18 protein-coding genes are annotated in these 24,002 nt (G+C 42.5%); 2 read left to right on the top strand and 16 right to left on the bottom strand.

Features of this window, described 5'->3' with window-relative positions:
• Positions 1-420 precede the first annotated feature (420 nt).
• Positions 421-2,067: a 7TM diverse intracellular signaling domain-containing protein gene (locus tag QQL36_RS09745; protein ID WP_321569610.1), complete on the top strand. Its 1,647-nt coding sequence runs from the start codon at positions 421-423 to the stop codon at positions 2,065-2,067.
• A 338-nt stretch (positions 2,068-2,405) separates the two neighbouring features.
• Here the strand turns inward: QQL36_RS09745 and QQL36_RS09740 are convergent, their stop codons facing one another.
• The 8 genes from QQL36_RS09740 to QQL36_RS09705 all read right to left on the bottom strand — a co-directional run bounded on the left by QQL36_RS09740 (position 2,406) and on the right by QQL36_RS09705 (position 13,347).
• Entirely contained in the window at positions 2,406-3,692 is a 1,287-nt protein-coding gene (locus QQL36_RS09740; RefSeq protein ID WP_143708858.1) for a c-type cytochrome, read from the bottom strand.
• Positions 3,692-4,210 (bottom strand): redoxin family protein, encoded by a 519-nt coding sequence (locus QQL36_RS09735; RefSeq protein WP_083723533.1) that lies wholly within the window; start codon positions 4,208-4,210, stop codon positions 3,692-3,694. The genes QQL36_RS09740 and QQL36_RS09735 overlap by 1 nt, the downstream gene beginning before the upstream one ends.
• A gap of 56 nt (positions 4,211-4,266) precedes the next feature.
• Positions 4,267-5,958 (bottom strand): SusD/RagB family nutrient-binding outer membrane lipoprotein, encoded by a 1,692-nt coding sequence (locus tag QQL36_RS09730; RefSeq protein WP_083723535.1) that lies wholly within the window; start codon positions 5,956-5,958, stop codon positions 4,267-4,269.
• Positions 5,959-5,981: 23 nt separating this feature from the next.
• A complete protein-coding gene (locus QQL36_RS09725) occupies positions 5,982-9,611 on the bottom strand; it encodes a SusC/RagA family TonB-linked outer membrane protein (protein ID WP_321569609.1) in 3,630 nt (1,209 codons plus the stop codon).
• Between the two features lie 209 nt (positions 9,612-9,820).
• Positions 9,821-10,945 (bottom strand): FecR family protein, encoded by a 1,125-nt coding sequence (locus tag QQL36_RS09720; RefSeq protein ID WP_179091148.1) that lies wholly within the window; start codon positions 10,943-10,945, stop codon positions 9,821-9,823.
• Positions 10,946-11,041: 96 nt separating this feature from the next.
• The gene (locus QQL36_RS09715) at positions 11,042-11,626 is read right to left on the bottom strand and encodes an RNA polymerase sigma factor (protein ID WP_179091149.1); all 585 of its coding nucleotides are present in this window, start codon (positions 11,624-11,626) and stop codon (positions 11,042-11,044) included.
• Positions 11,627-11,816: 190 nt separating this feature from the next.
• Positions 11,817-12,854, bottom strand: a complete 1,038-nt coding sequence (locus QQL36_RS09710; RefSeq protein ID WP_083723541.1) for an aldo/keto reductase — start codon at positions 12,852-12,854, stop codon at positions 11,817-11,819.
• Positions 12,855-13,056: 202 nt separating this feature from the next.
• Complete coding sequence (locus QQL36_RS09705; RefSeq protein WP_143708894.1) at positions 13,057-13,347, bottom strand: hypothetical protein; 291 nt, start codon at positions 13,345-13,347, stop codon at positions 13,057-13,059.
• Between the two features lie 158 nt (positions 13,348-13,505).
• Between QQL36_RS09705 and QQL36_RS09700 the strand changes: the two genes are divergently transcribed.
• On the top strand, positions 13,506-13,805 hold the full coding sequence (locus QQL36_RS09700; protein ID WP_083724519.1) for a hypothetical protein: 300 nt from the start codon (positions 13,506-13,508) through the stop codon (positions 13,803-13,805).
• 74 nt (positions 13,806-13,879) lie between these two features.
• Here QQL36_RS09700 and QQL36_RS09695 read toward each other — a convergent pair whose 3' ends face one another.
• From QQL36_RS09695 to QQL36_RS09660, 8 genes are all read right to left on the bottom strand, one after another.
• Positions 13,880-15,790, bottom strand: coding sequence for an ABC-F family ATP-binding cassette domain-containing protein (locus QQL36_RS09695; RefSeq protein WP_083724517.1), 1,911 nt, complete (start codon positions 15,788-15,790; stop codon positions 13,880-13,882).
• Positions 15,791-15,857: 67 nt separating this feature from the next.
• A complete protein-coding gene (locus QQL36_RS09690) occupies positions 15,858-17,429 on the bottom strand; it encodes a hypothetical protein (RefSeq protein ID WP_321569608.1) in 1,572 nt (523 codons plus the stop codon).
• A 76-nt stretch (positions 17,430-17,505) separates the two neighbouring features.
• Positions 17,506-18,588 carry a mannose-1-phosphate guanylyltransferase gene (locus QQL36_RS09685; RefSeq protein ID WP_083724513.1) on the bottom strand — a complete coding sequence of 361 codons (1,083 nt, stop codon included), beginning with the start codon at positions 18,586-18,588 and terminating at the stop codon, positions 17,506-17,508.
• Positions 18,589-18,590: 2 nt separating this feature from the next.
• Positions 18,591-19,526, bottom strand: coding sequence for a GDP-L-fucose synthase (gene fcl, locus QQL36_RS09680; RefSeq protein ID WP_083724511.1), 936 nt, complete (start codon positions 19,524-19,526; stop codon positions 18,591-18,593).
• Between the two features lie 5 nt (positions 19,527-19,531).
• Positions 19,532-20,644 carry a GDP-mannose 4,6-dehydratase gene (gmd, locus tag QQL36_RS09675; RefSeq protein ID WP_321569607.1) on the bottom strand — a complete coding sequence of 371 codons (1,113 nt, stop codon included), beginning with the start codon at positions 20,642-20,644 and terminating at the stop codon, positions 19,532-19,534.
• A 38-nt stretch (positions 20,645-20,682) separates the two neighbouring features.
• Complete coding sequence (locus tag QQL36_RS09670; protein ID WP_083724507.1) at positions 20,683-21,864, bottom strand: glycosyltransferase; 1,182 nt, start codon at positions 21,862-21,864, stop codon at positions 20,683-20,685.
• A 19-nt stretch (positions 21,865-21,883) separates the two neighbouring features.
• Positions 21,884-22,915, bottom strand: a complete 1,032-nt coding sequence (locus QQL36_RS09665) for a glycosyltransferase family 1 protein (RefSeq protein WP_321569606.1) — start codon at positions 22,913-22,915, stop codon at positions 21,884-21,886.
• Between the two features lie 3 nt (positions 22,916-22,918).
• On the bottom strand, positions 22,919-24,001 hold the full coding sequence (locus QQL36_RS09660; RefSeq protein WP_321569605.1) for a glycosyltransferase family 4 protein: 1,083 nt from the start codon (positions 23,999-24,001) through the stop codon (positions 22,919-22,921).
• Between the last annotated feature and the right edge of the window lies 1 nt (position 24,002).

Raw genomic sequence — 24,002 nt, 5'->3', positions numbered from 1 at the left:
CTTATTATGAGATGTGTGTTAAGTGTTGGTTACATTTCCAGTTTGTATTTTACAGCATCCTGATACAATTCCGGTACATACTTATAGGCAGTATTATTAGGCACTTTAAAAGGTTGTTTGCCTTGTATTCTAATTTCACAACAATCCCCATTCTTAAACTCAATCTTTCTTTAGTGCAAACAGAGAATCTATTTCGTATTGCCCAATTTCTGCATTACTTATCTCTTCTTCCTCTTCTTTTGTTGTATCTGTTATCGTTCTTGTTGTGTCGTTGGTTGTTTTGGCTGTTTAGGATACTGATGGCACGAGAAAGATACAGGTATAAAGAGAAATACGAACCATTTTATACCCACAATATACAACTTCTATCATTTTGCTTTTTCGCTGATTATCATCTACCTTCCCCGCTATTCGATAATTATGCCATCGGGAGTCGCCAATCATTTCATTCCTATACTATTACTGTTCGCTACGTTGGGGGTACGCGCACAATCTAAAATACACTATCTGAACAATGAACCGGTACTGGAAATCAGCACTGATTCTGCTCAGGTTATAGTGGGGAACCCCTATCCCAACAAAGAAAAATACCGGTTCTCGCTTTCCGAGCCCCTAAACTATACATTATATATAGACGGGAAGGTGTACAAAGCAGGCCCGGCCATTCCCTCGCGCCAGCGGGAAAGAGGGGAAATACATCTTACTTTCAATGGCAATGCGACCACTACCCTGTACCTACAACCAGATTTAGCCGAAATACAGCGCTATGGATATAAGGGCCATCCCATGATCCGGCTTGAAAAAGAGATCGCCGCCGCCAGCCGGGATCACCTAATGCATAATTCCTGGATCGTCACCATTTCCCTGTTGGCCTGTTTTGCAGCTTATAATTTATATATCTGGTTCCAACTGCACGACCGTGTTAATATCTGGTACCTGCTGGTACAGCTGGGGGCCATGATATTTGTTACCTCCTTTAAGCATTTCACCACCCAGTTACTTCCCCTCTCCTACTATCAGCTCAGGGCCATGCCGGATGGTACGGTGTATATGTACGATCTGAACTCGTTCTTTTTACATGTTGGTTGTACCATCATCTTTACAGGGCTCATTCAGTTAACCCGCTCCTACCTGCGAACCAAAGAGTTGTTGCCATCATACGACAGGATGCTTCGTTATCTGCTGATCGGGTATATAATTTTTGAGGTAGTTCCGTGTATCATCACGATTTCAGGCTGGTTTTACATGGACAATTATACTCTGGTATATGATGACATCTTCATCTGTGTACTTTCTTTAAGTCTATTGATTACCAGCGTAGTAGCTCACAAGAAACACATACGGGGGGCCAGTGTGTTCATGCTGGCGAATATGCTGCCGATTATATTTGCCACCGGACTGGCCGTGTTTTTCATTATTAATTCTACTCCTGATTATAGTAACAATAGCACTCTGCTGCCGGAGATCGCCATCATTTCCCAGATCATTACCTTCACCATGGTACTGGTGAGCCGGATCAAGAGCATCCATGAGGAACTGGATGCAAAAGGATATGAAATAGCGAAACTGGAAATGGACATTGCCCAAAGTAAACACCATCAATGGCTCATAGAAAAGGAAAATGAGCAGATCTCCCTGGCCATGCAGGCAGAAAAAGACAGAAACGATCTATTGCAGCAAAAGCTGGATACCAACAACCGGGAGCTGGTGAGTAATAGTCTCTACATCTATCAGAAAAATAAACTGCTGGATGACCTGAAGAAACAGATCCACGACATTGACGAATTATACCCGGGCATAAAATCAATCAAATCTTCATTGAGAGAACATAAATTTCTGGATGCCGAATGGGATAAATTCAGGTTACATTTTGAACAGGTACATCCTGGTTTTTTCGAAAAACTGAAGTCCAAACATCCAAATCTCACCAATAATGAATTGAGATTATATGCTTATTTCCACATCAATTTGTCAACAAAAGAGATTGCTGCCCTCCTTAATATTGAGGCAGCGAGTGTGCGGCAGGCAAAGGCAAGATTGAATAAAAAATTGAAAACCAACGAATAAAACATACTACACAACTACAAATCAATACCTTGTATACACTTTGTAGACGCTCATTTTATACAGATTTGAGTGTTTTATCCTTTCTTTACTTCGCAATAGCATATCAGCATAACGGCCTATTAGTCCTGTAGTGAAATTAATCCCCTTTCTTCACTGCGAAGAAAGAATTGTTCGTAAGCGCATTCATATTTGTAGCCCCAACAATACTTCGGGATAAGCCCTCTTTTAAATTTCTATCAAAGCGTGATGAATTAGATAACGCTATTAGCCCCATCCCAACCCCTGTTGACTGGCTGGAAAAGGAATCTTTTCTGGTCAGTCAGGGGATTGATCACTGATCACAATGTAATCTTTTCATCCCCCAACTCATATGGCACATAGATCATCATAAGGGTAAACATTTCCTCATTGGCCCGCATATCTCCACTTGACATCACCAGCTTTGGCGGATTATTTGGGTTCACTGGGTTGCCCGTCGTATTATCATAAATTCCAATCATATGAATGACAGAACCTGCAGGTATTTTCACCAGGTGCTGCATACGATACAATTCCTGCCAGCGGAAATCCCAGGCAGGGATATGTACCAATGGGATGGTATCACGATCCGGCGTCACGGCGTAAGCCACAAACTCCTTACCCAACAAATGCATATGCGGCCATACATACATAACAGACTGCGTCTCCTGTGTTTTTACCTTCAGTGTATAAGTGCTAACCTGGTTCGGAAAGATTACAAACCTGGGTTGAATATCTCTTTCGGCTATACCTCCGGATCCAAGGCTGATGATCTGCACCTTTCGCTGTATAGGTCCTTTCTTATAAAATAACTTTACCCCTACTGTAGATACTTCGTCTGCTGCTACTGCGGCATAATGTACAGTTAATAATACGACACCGCGCTTAGGCAGTACCCATCCGAACTGCTTAGGGTAAAATTCTTCGGTCGTGCCGGGTATCCATCCGGAATAGTACACCATATTTTGCTTTAATGGTCCGAACCTTTTTACTTCCAGGCCAGCGGTATCAATATCTGCTTCTACAAAGGAAGGAGCAATGGAGATGTCTTTGCCGGCATCTGCCACGGCATAAAACCCATAATTGATATGGTGAATGACTTTCTTGTTATCTGTGTATAATTCGAGTCGCTCAATATTAGCAGCATCTTTCAGTTCAAAAGGCACTTTGAATATAACAAACCGCTCCTGGTTATCGCCTTTTACGATATAGGGTTTATCTGCTTTCAGAATGAGATCAGGAGCTGTGGTATTCACATCTACAACATTTGCCGGCGCCACCGTTTTCCCTTTTGGCGCATTTTTACTTATCCAGTTCAGAATAGCATTCTTTTCGTCGGGGGTCAGGATACGGTTATTGGCATAATCCCGATAGTGCACATCTGCTTTGAATGGGGGCATGTAACCGGTATTGATCACTTCTTTGATAAACGAAATTCTTCTTTTTACCTCATCATAAGTGGCTAATGAAAATGGTGCTGATCCACCTGTATGGTGACAACCCACACACCTTGTTGCAAAAACAGGTTGTACATCTGTATATGTCTGTGCAAGCAACAGGCGTGCAGGCAATAATATCACCATCAATAAAATTAGTGCTCTCATCATTAATCATTAATAAAACATCCCACTGGTTTGGTAACCGTTGGATATATAGTTTTCCCGGCAATAGTATTTGTAATTGCATCTTCAAGGTAATGTTCTGTTGCAGTGCCGGTTTTTGTTTGTCCCAAACCAGTTGCCCAGTTGTCAATTGCTCCCTGATACAACACTTTCCCCTTTTTATTCAGGAGACATACTTCCGGTGTTACAGATGCATGCAGCTGCTTACCCAATTTGTTCTTTCTATCAGTTAACAATGGGAAAAAGACCTTATATTTCTTTTGAAATGCAGTGTAATCCTTTTGGGTATACCAATGCCCTGGAAAGACGCCGACCACAGTAACTGTGTTGGCATATTTCCGGCTCAGTTCATTCAATGGTTTAGTATAATTCCTGCACAACGGGCATTCTGGCGATAGCCATACAATGGCCACCATAGGTGTATGTACCTGCTTTAGAAATTGCTGTACATTTTGCGCTACTGCAAAATTACAGATCAATAAAAGTAAAACTGACACCCTCATACATCACTTAATTTAAAAAAAACCGGTGGCTATGAATGTAGCCACCGGTAGAATTATTAATTAGCAGTATCCCACCATACCCGACCGGTAATGTCATCTGGTGTACTGAAACCAGCATCTTTCGTCATCTCTTCGATCGCATTTAATCTGTTGGTATAGTTCAGATCAGAAATTGAAGGATAACTAACGATAAAGCGTCTTGGCATTGTCTTCGTATCACCATCTACTACTACAGTCTCTCTCTTAAGTATACTGCTTGTCATAGAAGGATAACCCGTACGTTTGATGGTTGCCCATGCTTCGTTCTGATTTTTGAAACAGTTTAGATACTCCTGAATGCAGATTTGTTCCAATGCATTGGCAGCATCATATGCCACGCCAGTTTGAGAAAGGTACGTTGCAATCTCAGTAGCACCCAGGGCAGTATAGTCACTCAGGGACGCATTACTACCCATTTCATCATACGCCTTGATAGAAGCTTCTATACCGGCAGTATACAGACCTGAAGCATCTTCACTGGTGATCCCTCTTACCGCCAGCTCTGCGCGCATAAAGCAAACATCAGCATAAGTAATAACAGGGAATGTAATATGCGCCTTGGTTTCAGGATTGTAAAATAATCTATCCTGGATATTAGACACCCATCTATCTGCGGTGGTTACGCCTTTATAACTATAAGAAATGTCTGAAAAATAATAGCTGTTAGAAGATACTGAAGACGCAGCTGGATTCGCAAACTGCCCTCTATACAACTGTCCATCCCATGTCAATGTAGCAGGCAGTTTACCCTGGGCCTTTGCAGAATCAAATTTATCTTTTGTAAAATCAGATTTCTGAAAGAAAATTCTGGTACGAGGATCTGATGTAGCAGACATATAATCAATCAGGTTTTTAGAACCAGATACATCTCCATTACTTTGAGGATTATAGTTGCCACCAGATGCGAAGTTCACACCGCCTACAAACTGCCAGTTCTCTTCATTAGAGCTGATTAATCCACCATCATCTGACAGTATATCGGCTACCAGGGTCTTCATTTCATCAGCATCCCTGTTTATAAGACGCATTGCTAATCTTAAGCGCAAACTGTTTGCCGCTCTGATCCATTTCTTTTCATCGCCACCATATACTACATCAGCTGTACTCAGATTTACCTGCTCAACAGATGGAGTGGATTTTAATACCTGCACAACACTATCCAGTTTCACCTGCAGGTTGGAAAACAATTCCTCCTGTGTATCATAAGCAGGTGTGAGCAACCCGGTATACCTTGCCTGGAATGCCTGAGAGTATGCAATGCTACCCTGTACATCAGATACATAAGCCGCATAATAAGCCAGCGGAATGTATGATATAGCATACAGATAAGTATACTTCTCACGCTGCTCACCTGTCATTTTTTCGATCAGTTTTTGTACATCCACCAGCTGATTTCCTACATTATTATAAAAATTGCTATACCGCTGATTCAGGTTACCAGAACCATCATACACTGTGGAAGAGGCACCATTTAATGTTACAAAGGACTGTGTCCAGTAGTACATTGCTCTGTTATGATCGTAATAATACTCGAAACTACTACTATTAATGGCTAATAAAGCAGAAGTAAATTCTGTCTCTGGATTTATACTTAACAGATCATCCGGATCAGTATTCATTTCTGCAAACTTTTCGCGGCTGCATCCGATAAACAAAGCCGGTACAAACAGCAACAAGATTATATATTTTAATTTATTCGTAATGTTCATCTTTAACAAGTTTACTTTTAAAATTAGAAGCTACCCCAGATCTGAAAACCTATATTGCGGATATAAGGCATAGCAGATACCTCCTGGAATGCATCAGATCCGCTGCTGTTCAGGTTGTCCGGATTGATATGGTCTTTGGCACTGTTATACAGGTACATCAGGTTGTTGCCAATAATGGAAAGACGCATTCCATTCATTTTAAACTTACTGGCTACCTTAGCCGGCATATCGTAAGTAAGACTTACCTGCTGCAGAGATACCCAGGAAGAAGTAAACATTGAAGATTCACGGATACCATTTCCCCAGCTATGAGTGTTCTGATAATAGGCGAAAGCACTTGTTGGATTGATCCATCCATTGGCATATACATCCTTCATCGTCATTCCGGAGATGTCATGTGAGTTACCATCCAGACCGGTGATCACAGTACCATCTTTGTACACACCATCGATGATCATACCATTCTCCTGATCCACACCTGACGAGTTGGTATATTTTAAACCACCCAGTTTAGCGTTTCTGTTGGGAATAGTGCTCTTCATACTACCGAGCCAGCTACCCAGATCATGTGTAAAGGAATACACCTTACCACCGAACTTGCTGTCAAGTACAAAACCTAACTGCCAGTTTTTGTAGTTAAAGTTATTGCGCCAGTTACCCAGGAAATCAGGGGTGATATTACCTACTGCCGGGCTTTTGGAGGTGCCATCAGCATAGTTTTGTGCTCTTACATAATAAGAAGAACTCTTCGCACCGGAAGTAGTAATTACATGTTTTCCATTGTTTTCACTATGTTTTCCATCAGGGCTGTTGTATAGTGCATATCCATAGTTAGCGATGATAGTACCATAGTCTCCACCTTTTTTAGCAATCACAGAGAATCCATCTCCGCTACCCAGTGTTACATAGTCTAATCCATATGGCAAGGTCAATACTTTATTTCTGTTGCGGGTATAGTTAAAGTAGGTATCCCATGAGAAGTTCTTTGTCTTAACAGGTGTAGCATTAATTCGTATTTCCCATCCACGGTTACGTACCTTTCCACCATTGATCAGGGTAGCGTTTACACCTGATTCAACAGGGGCAGAGAAACTGATGATCTGTGCTTTGCTGTCCTGATTGTAAAAAGTAATATCTGCGCCCAGTCTGTTTTTGAAAAGTTTCAGTTCAAGGCCTGTTTCAAACTTGTTAGAGCGGGTAGGTAATAATGTCTGGTTAGGCAATGTATTGGAAGAATAACTATAGTTAGCCACGTTATCACCTACTGCATTTACATAGGGTGTATTAGCAGAATAAGCACCGGTATTCGCTTTATAGTTAGATGTACCTCCACCTACGCTTGCATAAGACACACGAAACTTTCCATAATCGAATGCGGCAGGCAGTTTGAACATATCTGTGAAGATCCAGGAGACATCAGCACCTGGATAGAAGTAGGAATAGTTACCATGGCCATCATTGTAAACCAGTGTCGAATTCCAGTCATTCCTGCCGTAGAGGTTTAAGTAAAGATATTGTTTATAGCCGAGTGTAGCCTGTGCAAATGCGGAGCTGGTCTGATATTGGTTAGGTGCACCTTCCGTTACAGTTGGTGTGCCTGAAGAGTTGGAAAGACGATAGATATCAGGCAGGATATAACCATTCATTTCAGCATACATATATTTCTGAGTACCTCTATCTATTTCACCACCAGCCTGTGCGACCAGACTCAGGGAGGATGTCAGGTCATTGGTATAAGTCAGATTAGACATATAACGCTCTACTCTCTTGTTAGTACTGCTGGTAGAATATCCTGGATTGCCGAAGCCTTCATCTTTACCTCTTACTTTATTATCATATTCAGTACCAATGTAGTTCACATTTGCAAGGGCCTCCCATCTGAGATGGCTGGCTAAATCTGCTTTCAGATTCAGGCTTCCCCTGAAGTTATTTTCTACCTGCGTCATTCTGTTCTGATAGATAGGATACCATACATACCATGTCAATCCACTTACGTCATTGTTATTTACACCACCGTTTGTTTTATCAATGTAGTTATTCATCCAGTATTTGGTATCGTAGTTACGTGTACCACCATACACAAAGTTCTTCATAGTACCATAGGTGCTACCAGTATTAGCAGGGTTCAGGGCAGTGCTCTGTACATAAGTCATGTTTGCATCTACTGTCAGTACATTGGCAATCTTAGTAGTACCCCGGAAGGTGAGGTTATTTCTTTTCAAATCATTGTTGGGTGTCACACCTTCTGAATACAGATTAGAATAAGACACTCTATAGGTACCGAGGTCACTACCATTGGATAATCCTACGTTAAAGTTTCTGGTAATACCGGTGCGAAATGCATCCAGGATATTATGAGGACGTGGATTATTTTTAATTGTTTTACCGGTGATATCAATTACAGTCTGGCCTGTCATTTCAGGACCAAAATTGTAACCATAAGTATTAGGATTCACATTCAGGTTGCCATCAGCGTCAGTCACAAAGTCACTCAGACCATAACCTGACCCGAATTGATCCTGGAAATCCACTGTTTTATAAGGCGTGCTCGCATAGATATCAGCACTCACATTCACACCCAGACCTTTTTGCTTAAATCCTTTTTTTGTTTTGATGAGAATCACGCCATTGGAAGCACGGCTACCATACAGTGCGGTTACAGCGCCACCTTTCAATACAGTGATAGATTCAATATCATCCGGGTTGATGTCTTTCAGCATGTTACCCATATCCTGATCACTGCCTTTGTTAGGCATAATTACATCCTGGTCCATGATGATGTCATCCACTACTACCAGTGGCTGGTTGCCATAAGGGTCAAGAGAAGCGCTCCCTCTGATCAGGAAACGTGTGGTACCCTGAGGTCCCCCGGTACCTGATTGTACCTGCAACCCGGGCACCATACCCTGCAGTGCTGCGATCGGGTTGATTGGAGTTGCTTTCTGCACATCCAAACCAGATACGGTTACCGCACTATAACCCAGTTCTCCTTTGTTACGGTCACCAAACCCGGTTACAACTACTTCATTCAGGGCACCTGTTTTGGACACCAGCACTATCTTGAGCGGTTCGCCTGAATTTGCAACCACCTCCTTCTGCTCCATACCAACAAAAGAAAATACGAGGGTAGCTCCAGCCGGGGCATCCAGCTCAAAGCTACCATCAGGTTTGGTTGAAGTTCCTTTTTGTGCACCTTTTACACGCACAGATACGCCTGGTAACGGCGTACCTTTTTCATCCTTTACGATACCTGTGATGACCTGCCGGAATAGTATCACGGGATCAATTATTTTTTTAGGACTTAATACAATTGTATTGTCCTCAATTTTGTAAGTAATCGGCTGATCTTTCAAACAGACATACATTGCCTCATCAATTGAGGCATCCTTCAAGGAGACATTCACAAGATGTGCGTTTTCAATTAAACGGGCATCGTACCAGAAGAGGTACCCTGTTTGCTCTTTAATAGTGTTCAACACATGTGTTAATGATACATTCCTGCCGGAGAAAGTGACCTTCTGAGAAAACCCTTTTGCATGAATCTGCAGGCAGCTGGCCAATATCAGATAAATAGCAAGGCGCATAATTTTTAAGATTTCGGAAGACATAAAACGGCTGCCAGGCCAGGCTTTGCCGTGCATGGATAAATTCATACCTTGAGTCGGTTTTGGTTAAGAAAAATGACGATACATTAAGGCTATATGCATATAGCCAAACCAGGACTACCAGCCGGGGTTGTTGTAGCAATCCCGGCTTACTAAGTAGTAAGCTTACAACAGTTTAGATAATAAGTTAATTTTTCATTTGATTACTGCTCATAATGATGTTAGTTTTTGGTTTGATATTTAATAGATATAGACCGCTACGGAGTAATTGTTAGCGTATTTCCTTCAATCTTAAAATTTACCTGACTATAACTCAGGATTTTTAAATTGGTCGATAAACTAGCTCCCTTCTTAAGTTCACCTACGAATCGAAAATCAGGTATAGGACCTTCAAAATTGACGTCGATATCATACCAACGGGCCAATTGTCTCATAACATCTGGCAAATCTGCCTGGTTGAATTTAAAATAACCGTTTTTCCATGCAATTACGCTCTCTGTGTCTGTGGTGGATATCACATCAAGCTTGCCATCTTTTTGTAATTGTGTTTGTTGTCCAGGCAGTAACAGCCTGGTTTGTCCTGTGGCTGAGACTTTAACTGCGCCTGTCATTAAAGTTGTCTGAACGCTCTTTTCATCTGGATAGGCCATAACATTGAAACTTGTGCCCAGTACTTCTATTTTCATGCCTGCAACCTTTACTATGAATGGTTTAGCTGCATTTTGCTGTACATCAAAATAGGCTTCACCGGTTAGTTCCACTGTTCTGTTACTCTCGGTAAACGCTGTCGGAAAGCGGAGTGACGATAGGGCATTGAGCCATACCTGTGACCCATCCGGCAATGTTATCTGGAACTGGCCTCCGCGTGGTGTGCTGATTTTATTGTATAAAACTTCATTGCTATTGCCCTCAGGATTATAGGCTAATGTGCCGCCTGCTAATTTTAAAATAGAAGTCCCGCCTTGTTTTGCAATCTGCTGATTTCCCATACTATCCAAGGCGATAGTAGAGCCATCTGCCAGTGTCAGGATTGCTTTATCTCCGCCGGGCATGATATCATATACCTGTTGCGTCAGGACCTCCGGTTTAGACTTGTGGTATGACCGCCATACATACCCTCCACCTACTGCCAGTAGCAGAATAATTGCAGCCGCATGCCGTACCCAGCGCAAATTACTTTTCTTTACCACTACCAGCTGTTGCTTTTCTTCAGCCTGGAATATGGCGGTTGTAATGGATGCAATAGTACTCATTGGCAACTCCATTTCTGGCACTGTCAGGTGAGCATGTTCTATTAACTGCCTGGCTTTCTCCTCATTTTCAGGTAGTCGCAACAGGTCGGTCAGTTCCGCTACTTCTTCTTTAGTAGCTTGCTCACTCATGCATCTTTGAAATAATTCTTCCAGACGGTTAAATGAATCCATTATTAATAATGACGCTTAAAAAATAGGTTTGGGGGTATGACTTATAAAAAAAAATTACAGGATCAACCAGATAATAATCATCAGTATGTCCAGATTAGCCAGGCAAAATGCCCGGATGTTCTTCATTGCCTGTTCCAGATTAGATTTCACTGTTTCCGGAGAGATGTTCATAGCCGCAGCGGCTGCATCTCTTTTCATCCCTTCTTTTTTAATAAGTATATAGGTTTGTTGCTGGCGCTCTGGTAACCGGCGGATCGCCTTCTCCAATAAGCCGGCATATTCCCGGTCCTGAACTATGTCTTCTGTTGCATTCACCGCAGGTTGATGCGCTTCTATGTCTGTCGCATTGATACTCAAAACATCCCTCTGTTGTTGCCGGAGTGTACTATAGATGATATTTGTTGAAACAGTATGCAGAAAAGCTGGAAAGTTCACGATATCAACAAGCATTGCCCTTTTCAGCCAGATCTTCAGAAATACATCCTGCACAATCTCTTCCGAAAGGGGAACAGACCTTGTGAGCCTGTATGCGACGCTATACACAACTTTAGAGTATTGGGATACCAAAACTGCAAATGCAGTCTGATCACCTGCTGCGATGCGCTGGAAGAAGACAGTATCCAAATGTGTCCTCGTCATATCTTGGTTGAAACTGGTATCTGCCCCACCCATGCGATTAAATAATGTTAGTAACCGAATAAAAATACAAAAATCCGGTTAGCATCAAAGAAATACCATTCGTCATTATTATAAAACGAGCAAAGCCCTTAGAAAAATGTTGAAGCATTTTTCTAAGGGCTTTGCAATCTTCTGTTATAAGAAAACGGCCTTAGTACAATTTCGGCGCTGCATTCAGCATTGGGAACTCACGCTGGTGCCAGTAAGGATACACCGGTGGTACCTCGCTTACCTTATCCAGTCGCTTTACCTGATCTACGGTCAGGTTCCAGCCTACTGCTCCAAAATTCTGTTTCAGCTGTTCTTCATTCCTGGCTCCAATGATGATATTGGAAACAGTCGGTCTTTGCAGCAACCAGTTGATGGCTACCTGCGCCACTGTTCTCTCTACTTCTTTGGCAATAGCTTCCAGTTCGTCGATGATGTTGTAAAACACCTCGTCAGTGATGGCAGATGCCGGAATGGGGCTACCACCCTGCGCTACCCTTGAATCAGCAGGTGCAGGCTGGTTACGGCGGTATTTACCACTTAATCTGCCTGCTGCCAGCGGGCTCCATACGATGGTACCCACGTTCTGATCGATACCCAGTGGCATCAACTCCCACTCAAAATCCCTGTTTACCAGTGAATAGTAGGCCTGGTGTGCGATGTACTTAGACCAGCCATATCTTTCAGATATTGACAGTGACTTCATCAGGTGCCAGCCGGAGAAGTTAGAGCAGGCTATGTAACGCACTTTACCACTCTGTACCAGCGTATTCAGGGCATTCAGCGTTTCCTCTACAGGCGTATTGGCATCAAAGCCATGCAGGTGATACACATCGATATAATCTGTACCCAGTCTCTTCAAACTCGCTTCAGCGCTCTTGATAAGATTAAAACGGGAAGAACCATAATCATTCACCCCTTCACCCAACGGGAAAGTGGATTTTGTAGAAATCAGGACCTGATCGCGCAGGCCTTTCAGGGCCTTGCCCAGGATCTCTTCAGAAGTTCCTGCTGAATATACATTGGCAGTGTCAAAAAAATTGACACCAGCTTCTAAACAGATATCTATCAGGCGACGCGCTTCTTCTACCTGCGTGCTACCCCATGCTTTAAAAAACTCGTTGCCACCACCGAAGGTCGCTGTCCCAAAACTCAATACGGGTACTCTTAATCCTGATCCTCCTAATTGTCTGTATTCCATAGTTTCAAAACTTTTATCTGTATATAAAAGTAACTCCCTTGCATAGAAAAACCTGTTTACTATCTAGTTAAATAGTATCATAAAGAAATGAAATTCCTAAGCATCTCATAAATGGAAATCCTGCACCATTAGGTATCAGAATGAAAAGAGCGTGTATCTTACTTTTGATACACGCTCTTTTATCCTGAATAATTATTGCAGACTATTCTTCGTCGTCTTCATCTTCATCACCCAATTCATCTTCATCCAGCCATTCCAGGTATGCATAATACCAGCTTTCCAGTTCATCCAGTAATTCTTCTTTTTTAGCCGGATCGTTCTTGAAGAAGTCTTCTACATTGTCTATTTCATGAACGATATCAATATATGCACTTTCTTCATCTTCTTCCACACGTTTAGCGAAGAAACGAGGCTGCTCAGTATGAAAGATATATTCGTTATCAGGATCCGTCACTGGATCATCAGCGATCATAAACTTGGGTAACTTAGCCATAGTGATTTTATTTTTGATGTTGTAAAACAAATGTATTGTAAATATATCATTCAACGAAAAGGCTTCCGTCACTACCAACCTAATCCATTATAGCCCAACTCATCCGTTCATGTACTGGCACCAAAATTGGATTATAAGCTGTATAAAAATCTGATATTATGAAACTGAAAACAATACGTGCAGGTGTAGTGGCTATGACCATCACTGCCGCAGCATTGCTTGGTAGCCATGTAACGATGGCCCAGGGTATAGACAGTACTGCAAAAAAAGTGGGGAATAAAACTGCTTCCATCGCTGTAAAAGGCGCCAGCAAGGTAACTGACAAAACATATAAAGGCAAAGAAGGTCCAGGCGGCCAAACTGTGTATATTAATAAAAAAGACAAGAAATACTATGTAGATGAAAAGGGTAAAAAAGTATACCTGAAGCCATCTCAAATCAGGGACAAGAAAGATTAATTCGTACATATACAAAAAGGCTGACCTTTGATGGTCAGCCCTTTTTATTTTAACTTAATTCACTCAATTATTTATCAGCCTAGTTCACTCAATTCCAGCCACCGCAGTCCTTTTTCATCCAGCAGGCCGATCACTTCTCCCACACGTCGCGCCATCGGTTCCAATTCTGCATAGGGTATATCGCCTGCCGCCATTTTTGCATCCAGGGTTGCTTTCTCTTTTTCCAGGTCCGCAATTTCCTTTTCCAGCAGTTCCAATTCACGCTTTTCTTTGAAAGACATTTTACGGGCGGGTGCAGCCGGTGCTGCTACCGCAGCAGCTACAGGTTCTGCCACTGGTGTTGGTGCAGCTTTCTGCTCAGCAGCTTCTTTTTCTCTTTCAGGTTTATCCTTTTCCCAATCACGGTACTGGGTATAGTTGCCCGGAAAGTCTCGTACCTCTCCCTGTCCTTCAAATACAAACAGGTGATCTACCAGTTTATCCATGAAATAACGATCGTGGCTCACGATGATCAGACATCCCTGGAAATCCAGCAGGAAGTCTTCCAGAATACTCAGGGTAGGCAGATCCAGGTCGTTCGTAGGCTCATCCAGTACCAGGAAGTTCGGGTTACGGAAGAGTATGCTCAATAAGTGTAATCTTCTCTTTTCACCACCACTCAGTTTGGAGATGTAGGTATACTGCTTCTCAGGCGGGAACAGGAATAACTGTAAGAACTGGGCGGCACTCACTTTGGTACCATCTGCCAGCGGGAAGTTTTCGGCGATATTCTTTACGAATTCGATCACCCGCATATCTTCCTTTATAATCAGGCCACGCTGATCGTAGTTACCGAATACAATGGTTTCCCCTGTATTGATCTTTCCGGAATCAGGCTGTTCCAATCCCAGCAACATGTTGAGGAATGTGGATTTCCCCACACCGTTCTTACCCACCACGCCTACGCGTTCTCCTCTCTTAAATGTATAGTCAAAGCCTTTCAGAATCTGTAAATCGCCGTACGCCTTGTATACTTTTTTCATTTCGATGATCTTGCCTCCCAGTCGGGTCATCTTCACATTCAGCTCCAGCTGCTGTTTTTCCAGTCTTACACTGGCTTTTTCCTTTACATCGGTAAATGCATCTATTCGTGATTTAGACTTTGTGGTACGTGCCTTGGGCTGTTTGCGCATCCATTCCAGCTCTTTACGGAATACGTTGCGGGCCTTTTCCACACTGGATTTATTCATTTCTTCACGGGTCGCTTTCTTTTCGAGATAGTTCTCGTAATCACCTTTATAGATATACAGCTGTTGCTGATCGATTTCCATAATCTCATTACACACGCTATCGAGGAAGTAACGGTCATGCGTTACGAGCAGCAGGGTCACTCTTTCCTGATCCAGGTAGTTTTCCAGCCACTCGATCATGCTTACGTCCAGGTGGTTGGTCGGTTCATCCATGATGAGCAGGGTATGTCTGTGTTCAAAGCCGATATCGATCAGCACCTTGGCCAGCGCCACTCTTTTTACCTGACCACCGGACAGACTGCCCATCAGCTGTTCCATGTGGTGAATATTCAGTTTGCCCAGGATCTGTTTTACCTTGGAATCAAAGTGCCATGCGTTCAGCTCATCCATACGTTCGATGGCTTTGGTGAGCTTATCCAGATCCGGCTCCTCGCCTTCTTCTGTCAGCATTTCATAATCTCTGATAGCGGACAGTACAGGGTGCCCCTGTGAGAATATATGGCGGGAGATGGTTTCTCCGGGATTGAAAGCATTTTGCTGTTCCAGCATTACTACTGTTACATCTTTGTGTATCCATACCGTGCCGGCATCGGGGGTTTCCTGACCGCAAAGAATGCGGAGCAGGGTGGACTTACCGGTACCATTCAGCGCCACCAGGGCGATTTTGTCACCTTCTTCGATATGGAAAGAAATATCTTTAAACAAGGGGCCTGCGCCGTAGGACTTTGTAAGCCCTTCTACTGTAACATAATGCATGAGGCGAAGTTATAAAAAAACCCCGGGCGAGCGGCCCGGGGTTCATAAAAGATATTACTGTTATAACTTAAAAATCATAGTAAAGTTGTCTGAAGCTGGCTCTTAGTCCCAGATTAAATATCAGCTCATTTTTCTTCCATTGGTCATTCTTTTCCTGACGTGCGGTCACAGATGCTTCCAATCGCAGGTTATACTTTGGATTCAGCAGATAAGCAACTGACCCCTGAATATTCGTCAGGGTGGTTTTCAGACCTTGTCCGATGTGGTTACCAAAGTCTTCTGCACGTGTATTATAAGACTCGAAAATGTTACTCCCATAATTGATTCCGGCAGAATCCAAACCATACTTTGCATAGGTAATCTGTCCACGGAGGAAAAAGCGTTTGTACCGGTAATCTGCAATATTGACCCACTCCACAAAGTTTGCTCCCAGCGGATGTGCCAATGGCTGATTGTAGTGACCATAGTTATTGAGCGTAGTACGCTGAGAGTAAGTATATGGACGGGCAGCATTCACTTCTGTCAATGCATTCAGGTTAGGCACCTTAAAAAGGCTGTTGGAACGGAAACCCAACTGACCGCCAAATTTATTGGCCCACCAACCGCTACCACTGGTCATTTCCTTCAGCACGAATTCATCCAGAATAAACTGACCATAAATAGTACTGTTCACTGAAGGAGCATACTTTAGGTTAAGCCCCAATAGTGCATTATCAGGAGAACCTACTGAGAATTCGACCGGACGAAGGAAAACGATGGGGTTCAGATAACTCACATCAAATCCTCTTTTGCCTGTAGAATCAGAGTCCTGCCATATTACAGCTTCAAACAATCCGATGGAAAACTTCTTGCTGACATTCCAGTCCAGGTAATTAAATACGCCCCATTTCTTTCGATAACCATTATCATAAGAAGATTTAGGATATTGCATATCTACGAACTGCGCCCACATAGTGGTATACTGTACACGCCCCAGATTAGCTATAATTTTCAGGAAAGGATAGTTGAACGAAGCATCCGACAACAACATAGAGCGATAGCCATCGCCTATAAAGTTCTTGTCATAACCCAGCTGAAAATCAAAATGACGTCCCGCTTTATAATTTATGAGTGCTGATGAATATGCGAAGTCAAATGCATTTGTATTAAATGCCTTCCATTGTCCCTGTCCGGGCACAATGTCATTTTTCCGGCTATATTCATCGATATAGGATGCAAATTTTCCCTGATTCTCGTAGAACTCTGTTCTAAATGTGAGATTATGTCCAATAGTACCACCAGCTATTACGCCCCGGGTATTCAGCCATGTTCTACCATTTACATTGCTATGCCCAATCTGAAAATCCGGAAGTATACTTGCATAAAAAGTAAAATCATCATCTTTTACCTCCAACAGATGTTCTCTAAACAATTTACGATACAACCAGCTCTGCTTACGGGTTGTATCTCCTTTTGGAAGATCAAACGATGGTTCCAGGCTGTAGTCCCGCTGGGAAGAATGGTAACCCAGACTATCCGTTGAGTTTTGATAAAAGCCAAGTGAATATTGTCGGCCTATACTTTGTGCATTCACAGACACTGATGCCACTATGCTACAGCCTAGCAGGAGTATTGATGAGGTAAAACATGATTTGAACATAGAAAAGAATTAGCTTGCCAGCCACAAATATATTTCCTTTTACAGGAATATCGGACTAACGTGAATTAAAAGACCATTATAAATGGCTGATCTTATTCTGTATCCGAAGCTGTTCCGTCACTCGTTTAATTTCCTGTTCTGCTGTTTTAGGATAGATCAGCAATACATTTCCATCATCTACAACAATGAAATCTTTCAGTCCACGAATCACTGCCAGTTTATCTTTGGGTATATGAATGATACAATCAGAGGTATCTTCCAGCTTCCCATCGCCACCAGAAAAAACGTTGTTACTGTCATCCTGCTTTTCAGCTACCATGAACAGGGATGCCCAGGTACCAAGATCACTCCAGCCAAACTCAACAGGCATAGTATATACATTTTCCGCCTTTTCCATTACTGCATAATCTATGGAAATATTGGGTGACTGTGGATAATGCTGATCTATGAATACCTGTTCCTGAGCGGTATTATAGAGCCCCTCACCTTTACTGAAAAGGTCATATAATTCAGGGGTCAGCTGCTTTACTGCATTGAGTATAGATTGTGCCTTCCAGATGAAAATGCCTGCATTCCATACATAGTCGCCGCTGTTTAAAAATTCAAGCGCCTTGGACAAAACTGGTTTTTCAGTGAACTTTATCACCTTATGAATATCCTCTACTCCCTTCTCTGCAAACTTGATATAACCGTAACCAGTATCAGGTCTGGTAGGTGTAATACCAAGGGTTAATAATATATCCTTTTCAGCTACGATATTTAATGCCTGCTGAATTTTTCCAAGGAAAGTTTCTTCCCTGAGAATAAAATGATCAGAAGGAGCAATAACCATAGAGGCATTCGCATCTTTTGCCAATATTTTAAATGCAGCATATGCAATACCTGGTGCAGTGTTATTCCGGGAAGGTTCGCAAAGGATATTGTCAGCTAACACTTCGGGCAACTGTTCCTGGATGAGTCCTTTATAGGCAGTATTGGTTACTACATAGATATTCTCAGCAGGTATAATTTTATTAAACCGCTCATAAGTCAATTGTAACAATGATTTGCCTATGCCAAGGATATCAATGAACTGTTTGGGATAGTTATTCCTACTTTTAGGCCAGAAGCGACTTCCAACGCCACCTGCCATAATAAAAACGTGATTGTGGTTTTTCATAACTAATTTTTCCAATGAGTATTTTTTACCTGTTCGTATACTGAACGGATCCCCTCTTCCAATTGTATGCTGGCCTTCCATCCCAATCCAGTCAGTTTACTTACATCCATCAGTTTACGAGGAGTACCATCCGGCTTGCTGGAATCAAATGTCAGCTTGCCTTCATAGCCTACAATTTTCTTAATCATCAACGCCAGATCACCAATACTAATATCTACACCGGTTCCGATATTCACCAGTCCTTCCTCATTATAATGCTGAATTAAATAAAAACATGCATCAGCCATATCATCTGCATGCAGGAACTCACGCAGTGGTGTTCCCGTACCCCATATCACTACTTCCGGTGTATTGTTGATTCTGGCCTCATGGAACTTGCGCAGCAACGCTGGCAGTACATGCGAGGTATTCAGATCATAGTTATCGTTTGGTCCATACAGGTTAGTTGGCATTACAGAAATAAAGTTACAACCGTATTGCGCCCTGTAGGCATCACACATTTTGATACCTGCTATCTTGGCAATAGCATATGGTTCATTAGTAGGTTCCAGCAGGCCGGTAAGCAGGTAATCCTCCTTCAACGGCTGTGGGGCCAACCTTGGGTATATGCATGAAGATCCCAGGAACATCAGTTTCTTAACACCTACGAGATAAGCATTATGAATAATGTTGTTCTGGATCATCAGATTTTCATAAATAAATTCGCCTCTGTAAGTATTATTTGCAATAATACCTCCCACTTTAGCTGCAGCCAGGAATACCACATCAGGCTTTTCTTCAGCAAAAAATCTGGCTGTAGCCTGTTGATCACGCAAATCCAGCTCTTTGGAGGTTCTGACAATGATATTGTGGAACCCACTATTCTCAAGTCTTCTCACTATGGCAGAGCCAACCATTCCACGGTGGCCTGCCACATATATTTTATCAGTCTTTTGCATGAGGTCTATTCAAATTGATTTAGAACTTTGTATCCTGCATCTTTCAACAACTTTTCACGTCTGAACAGCTCGAGATCAGCTGCCACCATTTCCTTTACCAGTGCAGCCAGATCGTATTTCGGCTTCCAGCCCAATTGCTGTTGTGATTTGGTAGGATCACCTATCAGCAGGTCTACTTCTGTAGGACGGAAATAACGGGGATCGATCGCAACTACTTCCTGACCTATCTCTACCCCTGCCACATCTGCCGCCTTGCTTTTCACAAATGCTTTTTCATCGACACCAGTACCTTTGAATTCAAGTTCTATACCTGCTTCTGCAAAAGCCATTCTAATAAACTCTCTAACTGGGGTAGTAATACCCGTTGCTATTACATAATCCTCAGGTTTATCCTGCTGGAGGATCAGCCACATGGCTTCTACATAATCTTTTGCATGACCCCAGTCACGTTTTGCATCCAGATTACCCATAAACAGTTCATCCTGCATACCCAACGCGATCTTAGCGACTCCTCTTGTAATCTTGCGGGTTACAAAGGTCTCACCTCTCAGTGGGCTTTCATGGTTAAACAGGATACCATTACAAGCATACATATTGTAAGCTTCTCTGTAGTTCACTGTGATCCAGTAAGCATACATCTTGGCTACTGCATAGGGAGAACGGGGATAGAAGGGGGTTCTTTCAGACTGAGGCACCTCCTGTACCAGACCATACAACTCGGAAGTAGACGCCTGGTATATTTTTGTTTTCTGAGTCAGTCCTAACAAACGAACTGCTTCCAGTATCCTCAGTGTACCAATACCGTCGGCATTGGCAGTATATTCAGGGGTTTCAAAACTCACCTGTACATGGCTCATGGCACCGAGGTTAAAGATTTCGTCAGGTTGGACCTGCTGAACAATACGAATCAGGTTGGTAGAATCTGTCAGATCCCCATAATGAAGCTGCAAGCTAACTTTATTTTCATGTGGATCCTGGTAAAGATGGTCTATACGATCAGTATTAAAAAGTGAACTACGGCGCTTGATACCGTGCACTTCATACCCTTTCTTCAATAGTAATTCAGTCAGATATGCACCATCTTGACCAGTAATACCTGTAATAAGTGCTTTTTTCATTATTAGGTTTTTATATACTTGATTTTCAAAATTACAATTTAATGTGCCACCGTATTCAATACATTCATGACCTTCTGCTCATAACATTGCAGGGTGTAATACCGGCTCATGAGCTCCCGGGCATTTTGTCCGATATGGGCGTATTTATTCCGATCCCTGAATATTTCGTTGATTCTGTCAGCTATTTCATCCGGAGTCTCTGCCAGTAGTAGATGTTTGTTATCTTCTGCATGCATAATGGGCTTTGCAGCCAGCTGATTAGTCAATACCACCTGGCCCAGCGCCATTGCCTCCAGCACCTTGTTCTGTAATCCGGCCCCCGTTTGCATGGGCGCTACTGACAAAAACGATGAAGCGATGATCAGATAGGGGTCTTCCACAAATCCTGTCACCTCCAGGTTTTTATAGTTCAAAGATAGGTTCAATACTTCATTTGATGGTCTTGCCCCTACGATTATGAATTTTATACCCGGATCCAGCTTCTCCAATACATTCTTTGCAAACCAGACAACCGTGTCAACATTTGGCTGGTAATCCATCTTGCCAAAGAAAGTTATGGCATTTGAATATCGCATATCATACTGGTTGTAGGAAAACAACTTATCGTCTACACCAAATGGTACGTAATGCACGTTGCCCTTATCTTTCCAGTAATCATATTCTGATTCATTTACAAACAAGGTTGACCCAAATTGCTCTATGCACTTCTGTTCGAAGGCAAAGAGCCGGTTTACTTCCAGCCTGTAAATAGTTTTCCAGAACAAGGATGAGACATTGCCGATAGACCGTTTATAATTTATTGCAAGTGAATCATTTATATCCAATACCTTAGCCTTACTGGTATTTACATATTTTGCTGTTCTGATCAAATTTGCTATCACAATAGCAGCCTGTTCCTGCAACCCATCGACGTACTTTTGCACTTCACGGAAGTAATAGTAAGACACCTGGATAGGTTCCTTACCCAGCAGGCCTACCAGTGCATTGATGTAAAACCGCCATTTAGGGTAAAGAAATACCTTGCAACTATTCGTATAACGTTGCATAAATTCCACTGATGCTTCATCAGGCTTCTCTTCGGTAATCACTACCAGATCTAAGGCGTAATATCTGCTCAATATCCTGATGAGATTATAGTTTTTTACTCTATCACCTCCTACCGGAGGATACGGTAGTTTGGATATCAGCAGCAGGCATCCTGGTTTTTTGTCAGCTGTCATTGTTTAATAACTCTGTTTCTTAAAAACGGTATATTGCTTCTATCTGGTCCATCACAAACTCTTTGCGGTAAATATCCAGTGAAGGATATTCAATCTTATGAGGATGGCTATATATATTTTCCATTGCTTGTTTTAGGTCTGCGGCGTCCCGCTTACCGAACAACTGTAATTTTTCACCATGTTTCTGGTGCAGTTCCACGTTCGTAGGAATATCTGAGGCAATGATCGGTATATTGAAATACATGGCTTCCACAACAGGTTTCCCAAATCCTTCATAAAGAGAGGGGAATACAAATGCCAGTGCGTCGGCGTACAATTGCATCATTTCACTTTCTTCCACATAATTCCTATACTCAATGGCGCTGCAACTATTTATTTCCTTTTCAATATCTTCAAATCCATATCCGGGTTTTCCGACAAGTACCAGTTTCACATCGCGATGCTGCGCACTGAACTCCCTGAAAGCACGGCATAACATTTCAAGGTTTTTCCGCTTCTCCAGTACACCAACATATAAAAAGAAGGGACCTTCTTCTGTAAGTTTATTACTATTGAGGAATGATGTAACACTGTCCCTGATAATGGTTGGCATCACAACGATTTTGTGCTGCTGTTCCGGAAACTGTGTAATCAGTTCATTCTTCACAGCCAACGAAGGCACACATACACGATCAGCATACAACATAGAATTACTGATCGTACGAGTAGCATAAACCCGATATACCGGCGGGAATGTTTCCGGCAGGTAATAAGGCGACAGATCATGGATCGTCACCATCGTCTTTGCACGGTGCTTTTTCGCGGGCATAAAGAAATTCGTATAATGGATAACATCGTAACGACTACTATCAGTATATCTACCTGCAAAATATTTGATGTACAAAAGCCGTTTCACCGCATCCGGTACCTTCATAAAAAATGCAGGATAGACAGGTTTTGACACTTCATGCCCCAGCGCCTGAATGATCTCTATCTGTTCTACTGTGTACCAGCCAATACCTGTGATCTTCTTTTTTACAGTAGAAAGTCCGTCATCTACAAATATTCTCAATGTTTAAGCCTGTTTTCCTGTGATAAAATCCACATATACCTTAGCCCTTGCCACCCAGCTGTTTTTCTCATAAAATGCATCCGGTACTTCTGCATGCTGTGTCTTTGCTTTTGCTACTGCGTTTATAAAATCAGCAGGATTGTCATTATCAAAAAACGCAGCATTAGGATAATCCTGTAGTACCCTTACCACCTCTCCTACCTTACTAGCTACCACTGGTAGTCCTGTAGATGCATACATGAATGCTTTGTTAGGGCAGCGGTACCTATTTACGGGTATATCTGGCAGATAAAACACACAGGCATCCAGCTCTCCGAAGAGCTGGTTTAGTTTTTCATCAGGTACAAACCCGGCAAACTGTACCTTGTCTTCCAGCCCCATCCGTTTCACTTCCTGCTGAAATACTGGCAGCATTTCTCCTTTCCCTGCTATTATTAGTTGCAAATCATTCATGTCAGGTAATGTGGCCAGCAAAAAATCTACCTGCTCACGATAGGGCTGGATCAGGTTTCCTAAATAGCCTATCGTAAAGCGGTCGGCTGTAGCTACATTCCTGCCGATCTGCCTGCGTGCATCTATTGCAAAAGGCAGGTAACCCGCCCTGATTCCATATAATTCTTTATATAATAAAGCTAGCTCATTACTTGCGCAAATAACCTTATCTGCATATTTCACTGCCAGCTTTTCATAATAGAGTATTCTTTTTTCCAGCACTGGTGGTACCAACAGACTTTGTCTGTCTTCAAAATCCACTACCAGCTTAAATTTTTTTCCCAGCAGCTTTTTTGCTATCAGCGCAGGTAAAAAAATAGACGACCCGGCTCCCATACAATGCACATAATCGACCTCTGAGAGCTTGGCCAGGTGCAGCGTCTTGCTGATCTGCTCCCGACCGCTGCCGGATTTAGTATAGATAAATCTAATCCCATTCAATACTTCACCATAAGCCTGCACATTCTGCGCGTCGTCATTGATCATAATGCTGACATCATGCCCCAGTTGCACCAGTGCCGTTCCTAATCCCAAACACCTTACGATGCCTGCATTCTGGCTGATAGTTCCTGTATTTATAAAAACGAATTTCACC

It is taken from the genome of Chitinophaga sp. LS1, from assembly GCF_034274695.1.
Lineage (GTDB): Bacteria > Bacteroidota > Bacteroidia > Chitinophagales > Chitinophagaceae > Chitinophaga.
The sequence above is the reverse complement of the archived record's forward strand: the minus strand, read 5'-3'. Positions and strand labels throughout refer to the sequence as shown.

Bases quoted from the DNA above. Each gene is read 5' to 3' on its own strand.
- QQL36_RS09705 (WP_143708894.1), bottom strand. From the start codon at position 13,347: ATGGCTAAGTTACCCAAGTTTATGATCGCTGATGATCCAGTGACGGAT.
- QQL36_RS09745 (WP_321569610.1), top strand. From the start codon at position 421: ATGCCATCGGGAGTCGCCAATCATTTCATTCCTATACTATTACTGTTC.
- QQL36_RS09710 (WP_083723541.1), bottom strand. From the start codon at position 12,854: ATGGAATACAGACAATTAGGAGGATCAGGATTAAGAGTACCCGTATTG.
- QQL36_RS09730 (WP_083723535.1), bottom strand. From the start codon at position 5,958: ATGAACATTACGAATAAATTAAAATATATAATCTTGTTGCTGTTTGTA.
- QQL36_RS09715 (WP_179091149.1), bottom strand. From the start codon at position 11,626: ATGACGAGGACACATTTGGATACTGTCTTCTTCCAGCGCATCGCAGCA.
- QQL36_RS09690 (WP_321569608.1), bottom strand. From the start codon at position 17,429: ATGTTCAAATCATGTTTTACCTCATCAATACTCCTGCTAGGCTGTAGC.
- fcl (WP_083724511.1), bottom strand. From the start codon at position 19,526: ATGCAAAAGACTGATAAAATATATGTGGCAGGCCACCGTGGAATGGTT.
- gmd (WP_321569607.1), bottom strand. From the start codon at position 20,644: ATGAAAAAAGCACTTATTACAGGTATTACTGGTCAAGATGGTGCATAT.
- QQL36_RS09740 (WP_143708858.1), bottom strand. From the start codon at position 3,692: ATGATGAGAGCACTAATTTTATTGATGGTGATATTATTGCCTGCACGC.
- QQL36_RS09735 (WP_083723533.1), bottom strand. From the start codon at position 4,210: ATGAGGGTGTCAGTTTTACTTTTATTGATCTGTAATTTTGCAGTAGCG.
- QQL36_RS09720 (WP_179091148.1), bottom strand. From the start codon at position 10,945: ATGAGTGAGCAAGCTACTAAAGAAGAAGTAGCGGAACTGACCGACCTG.
- QQL36_RS09725 (WP_321569609.1), bottom strand. From the start codon at position 9,611: ATGAATTTATCCATGCACGGCAAAGCCTGGCCTGGCAGCCGTTTTATG.
- QQL36_RS09685 (WP_083724513.1), bottom strand. From the start codon at position 18,588: ATGAAAAACCACAATCACGTTTTTATTATGGCAGGTGGCGTTGGAAGT.
- QQL36_RS09695 (WP_083724517.1), bottom strand. From the start codon at position 15,790: ATGCATTATGTTACAGTAGAAGGGCTTACAAAGTCCTACGGCGCAGGC.
- QQL36_RS09670 (WP_083724507.1), bottom strand. From the start codon at position 21,864: ATGACAGCTGACAAAAAACCAGGATGCCTGCTGCTGATATCCAAACTA.
- QQL36_RS09700 (WP_083724519.1), top strand. From the start codon at position 13,506: ATGAAACTGAAAACAATACGTGCAGGTGTAGTGGCTATGACCATCACT.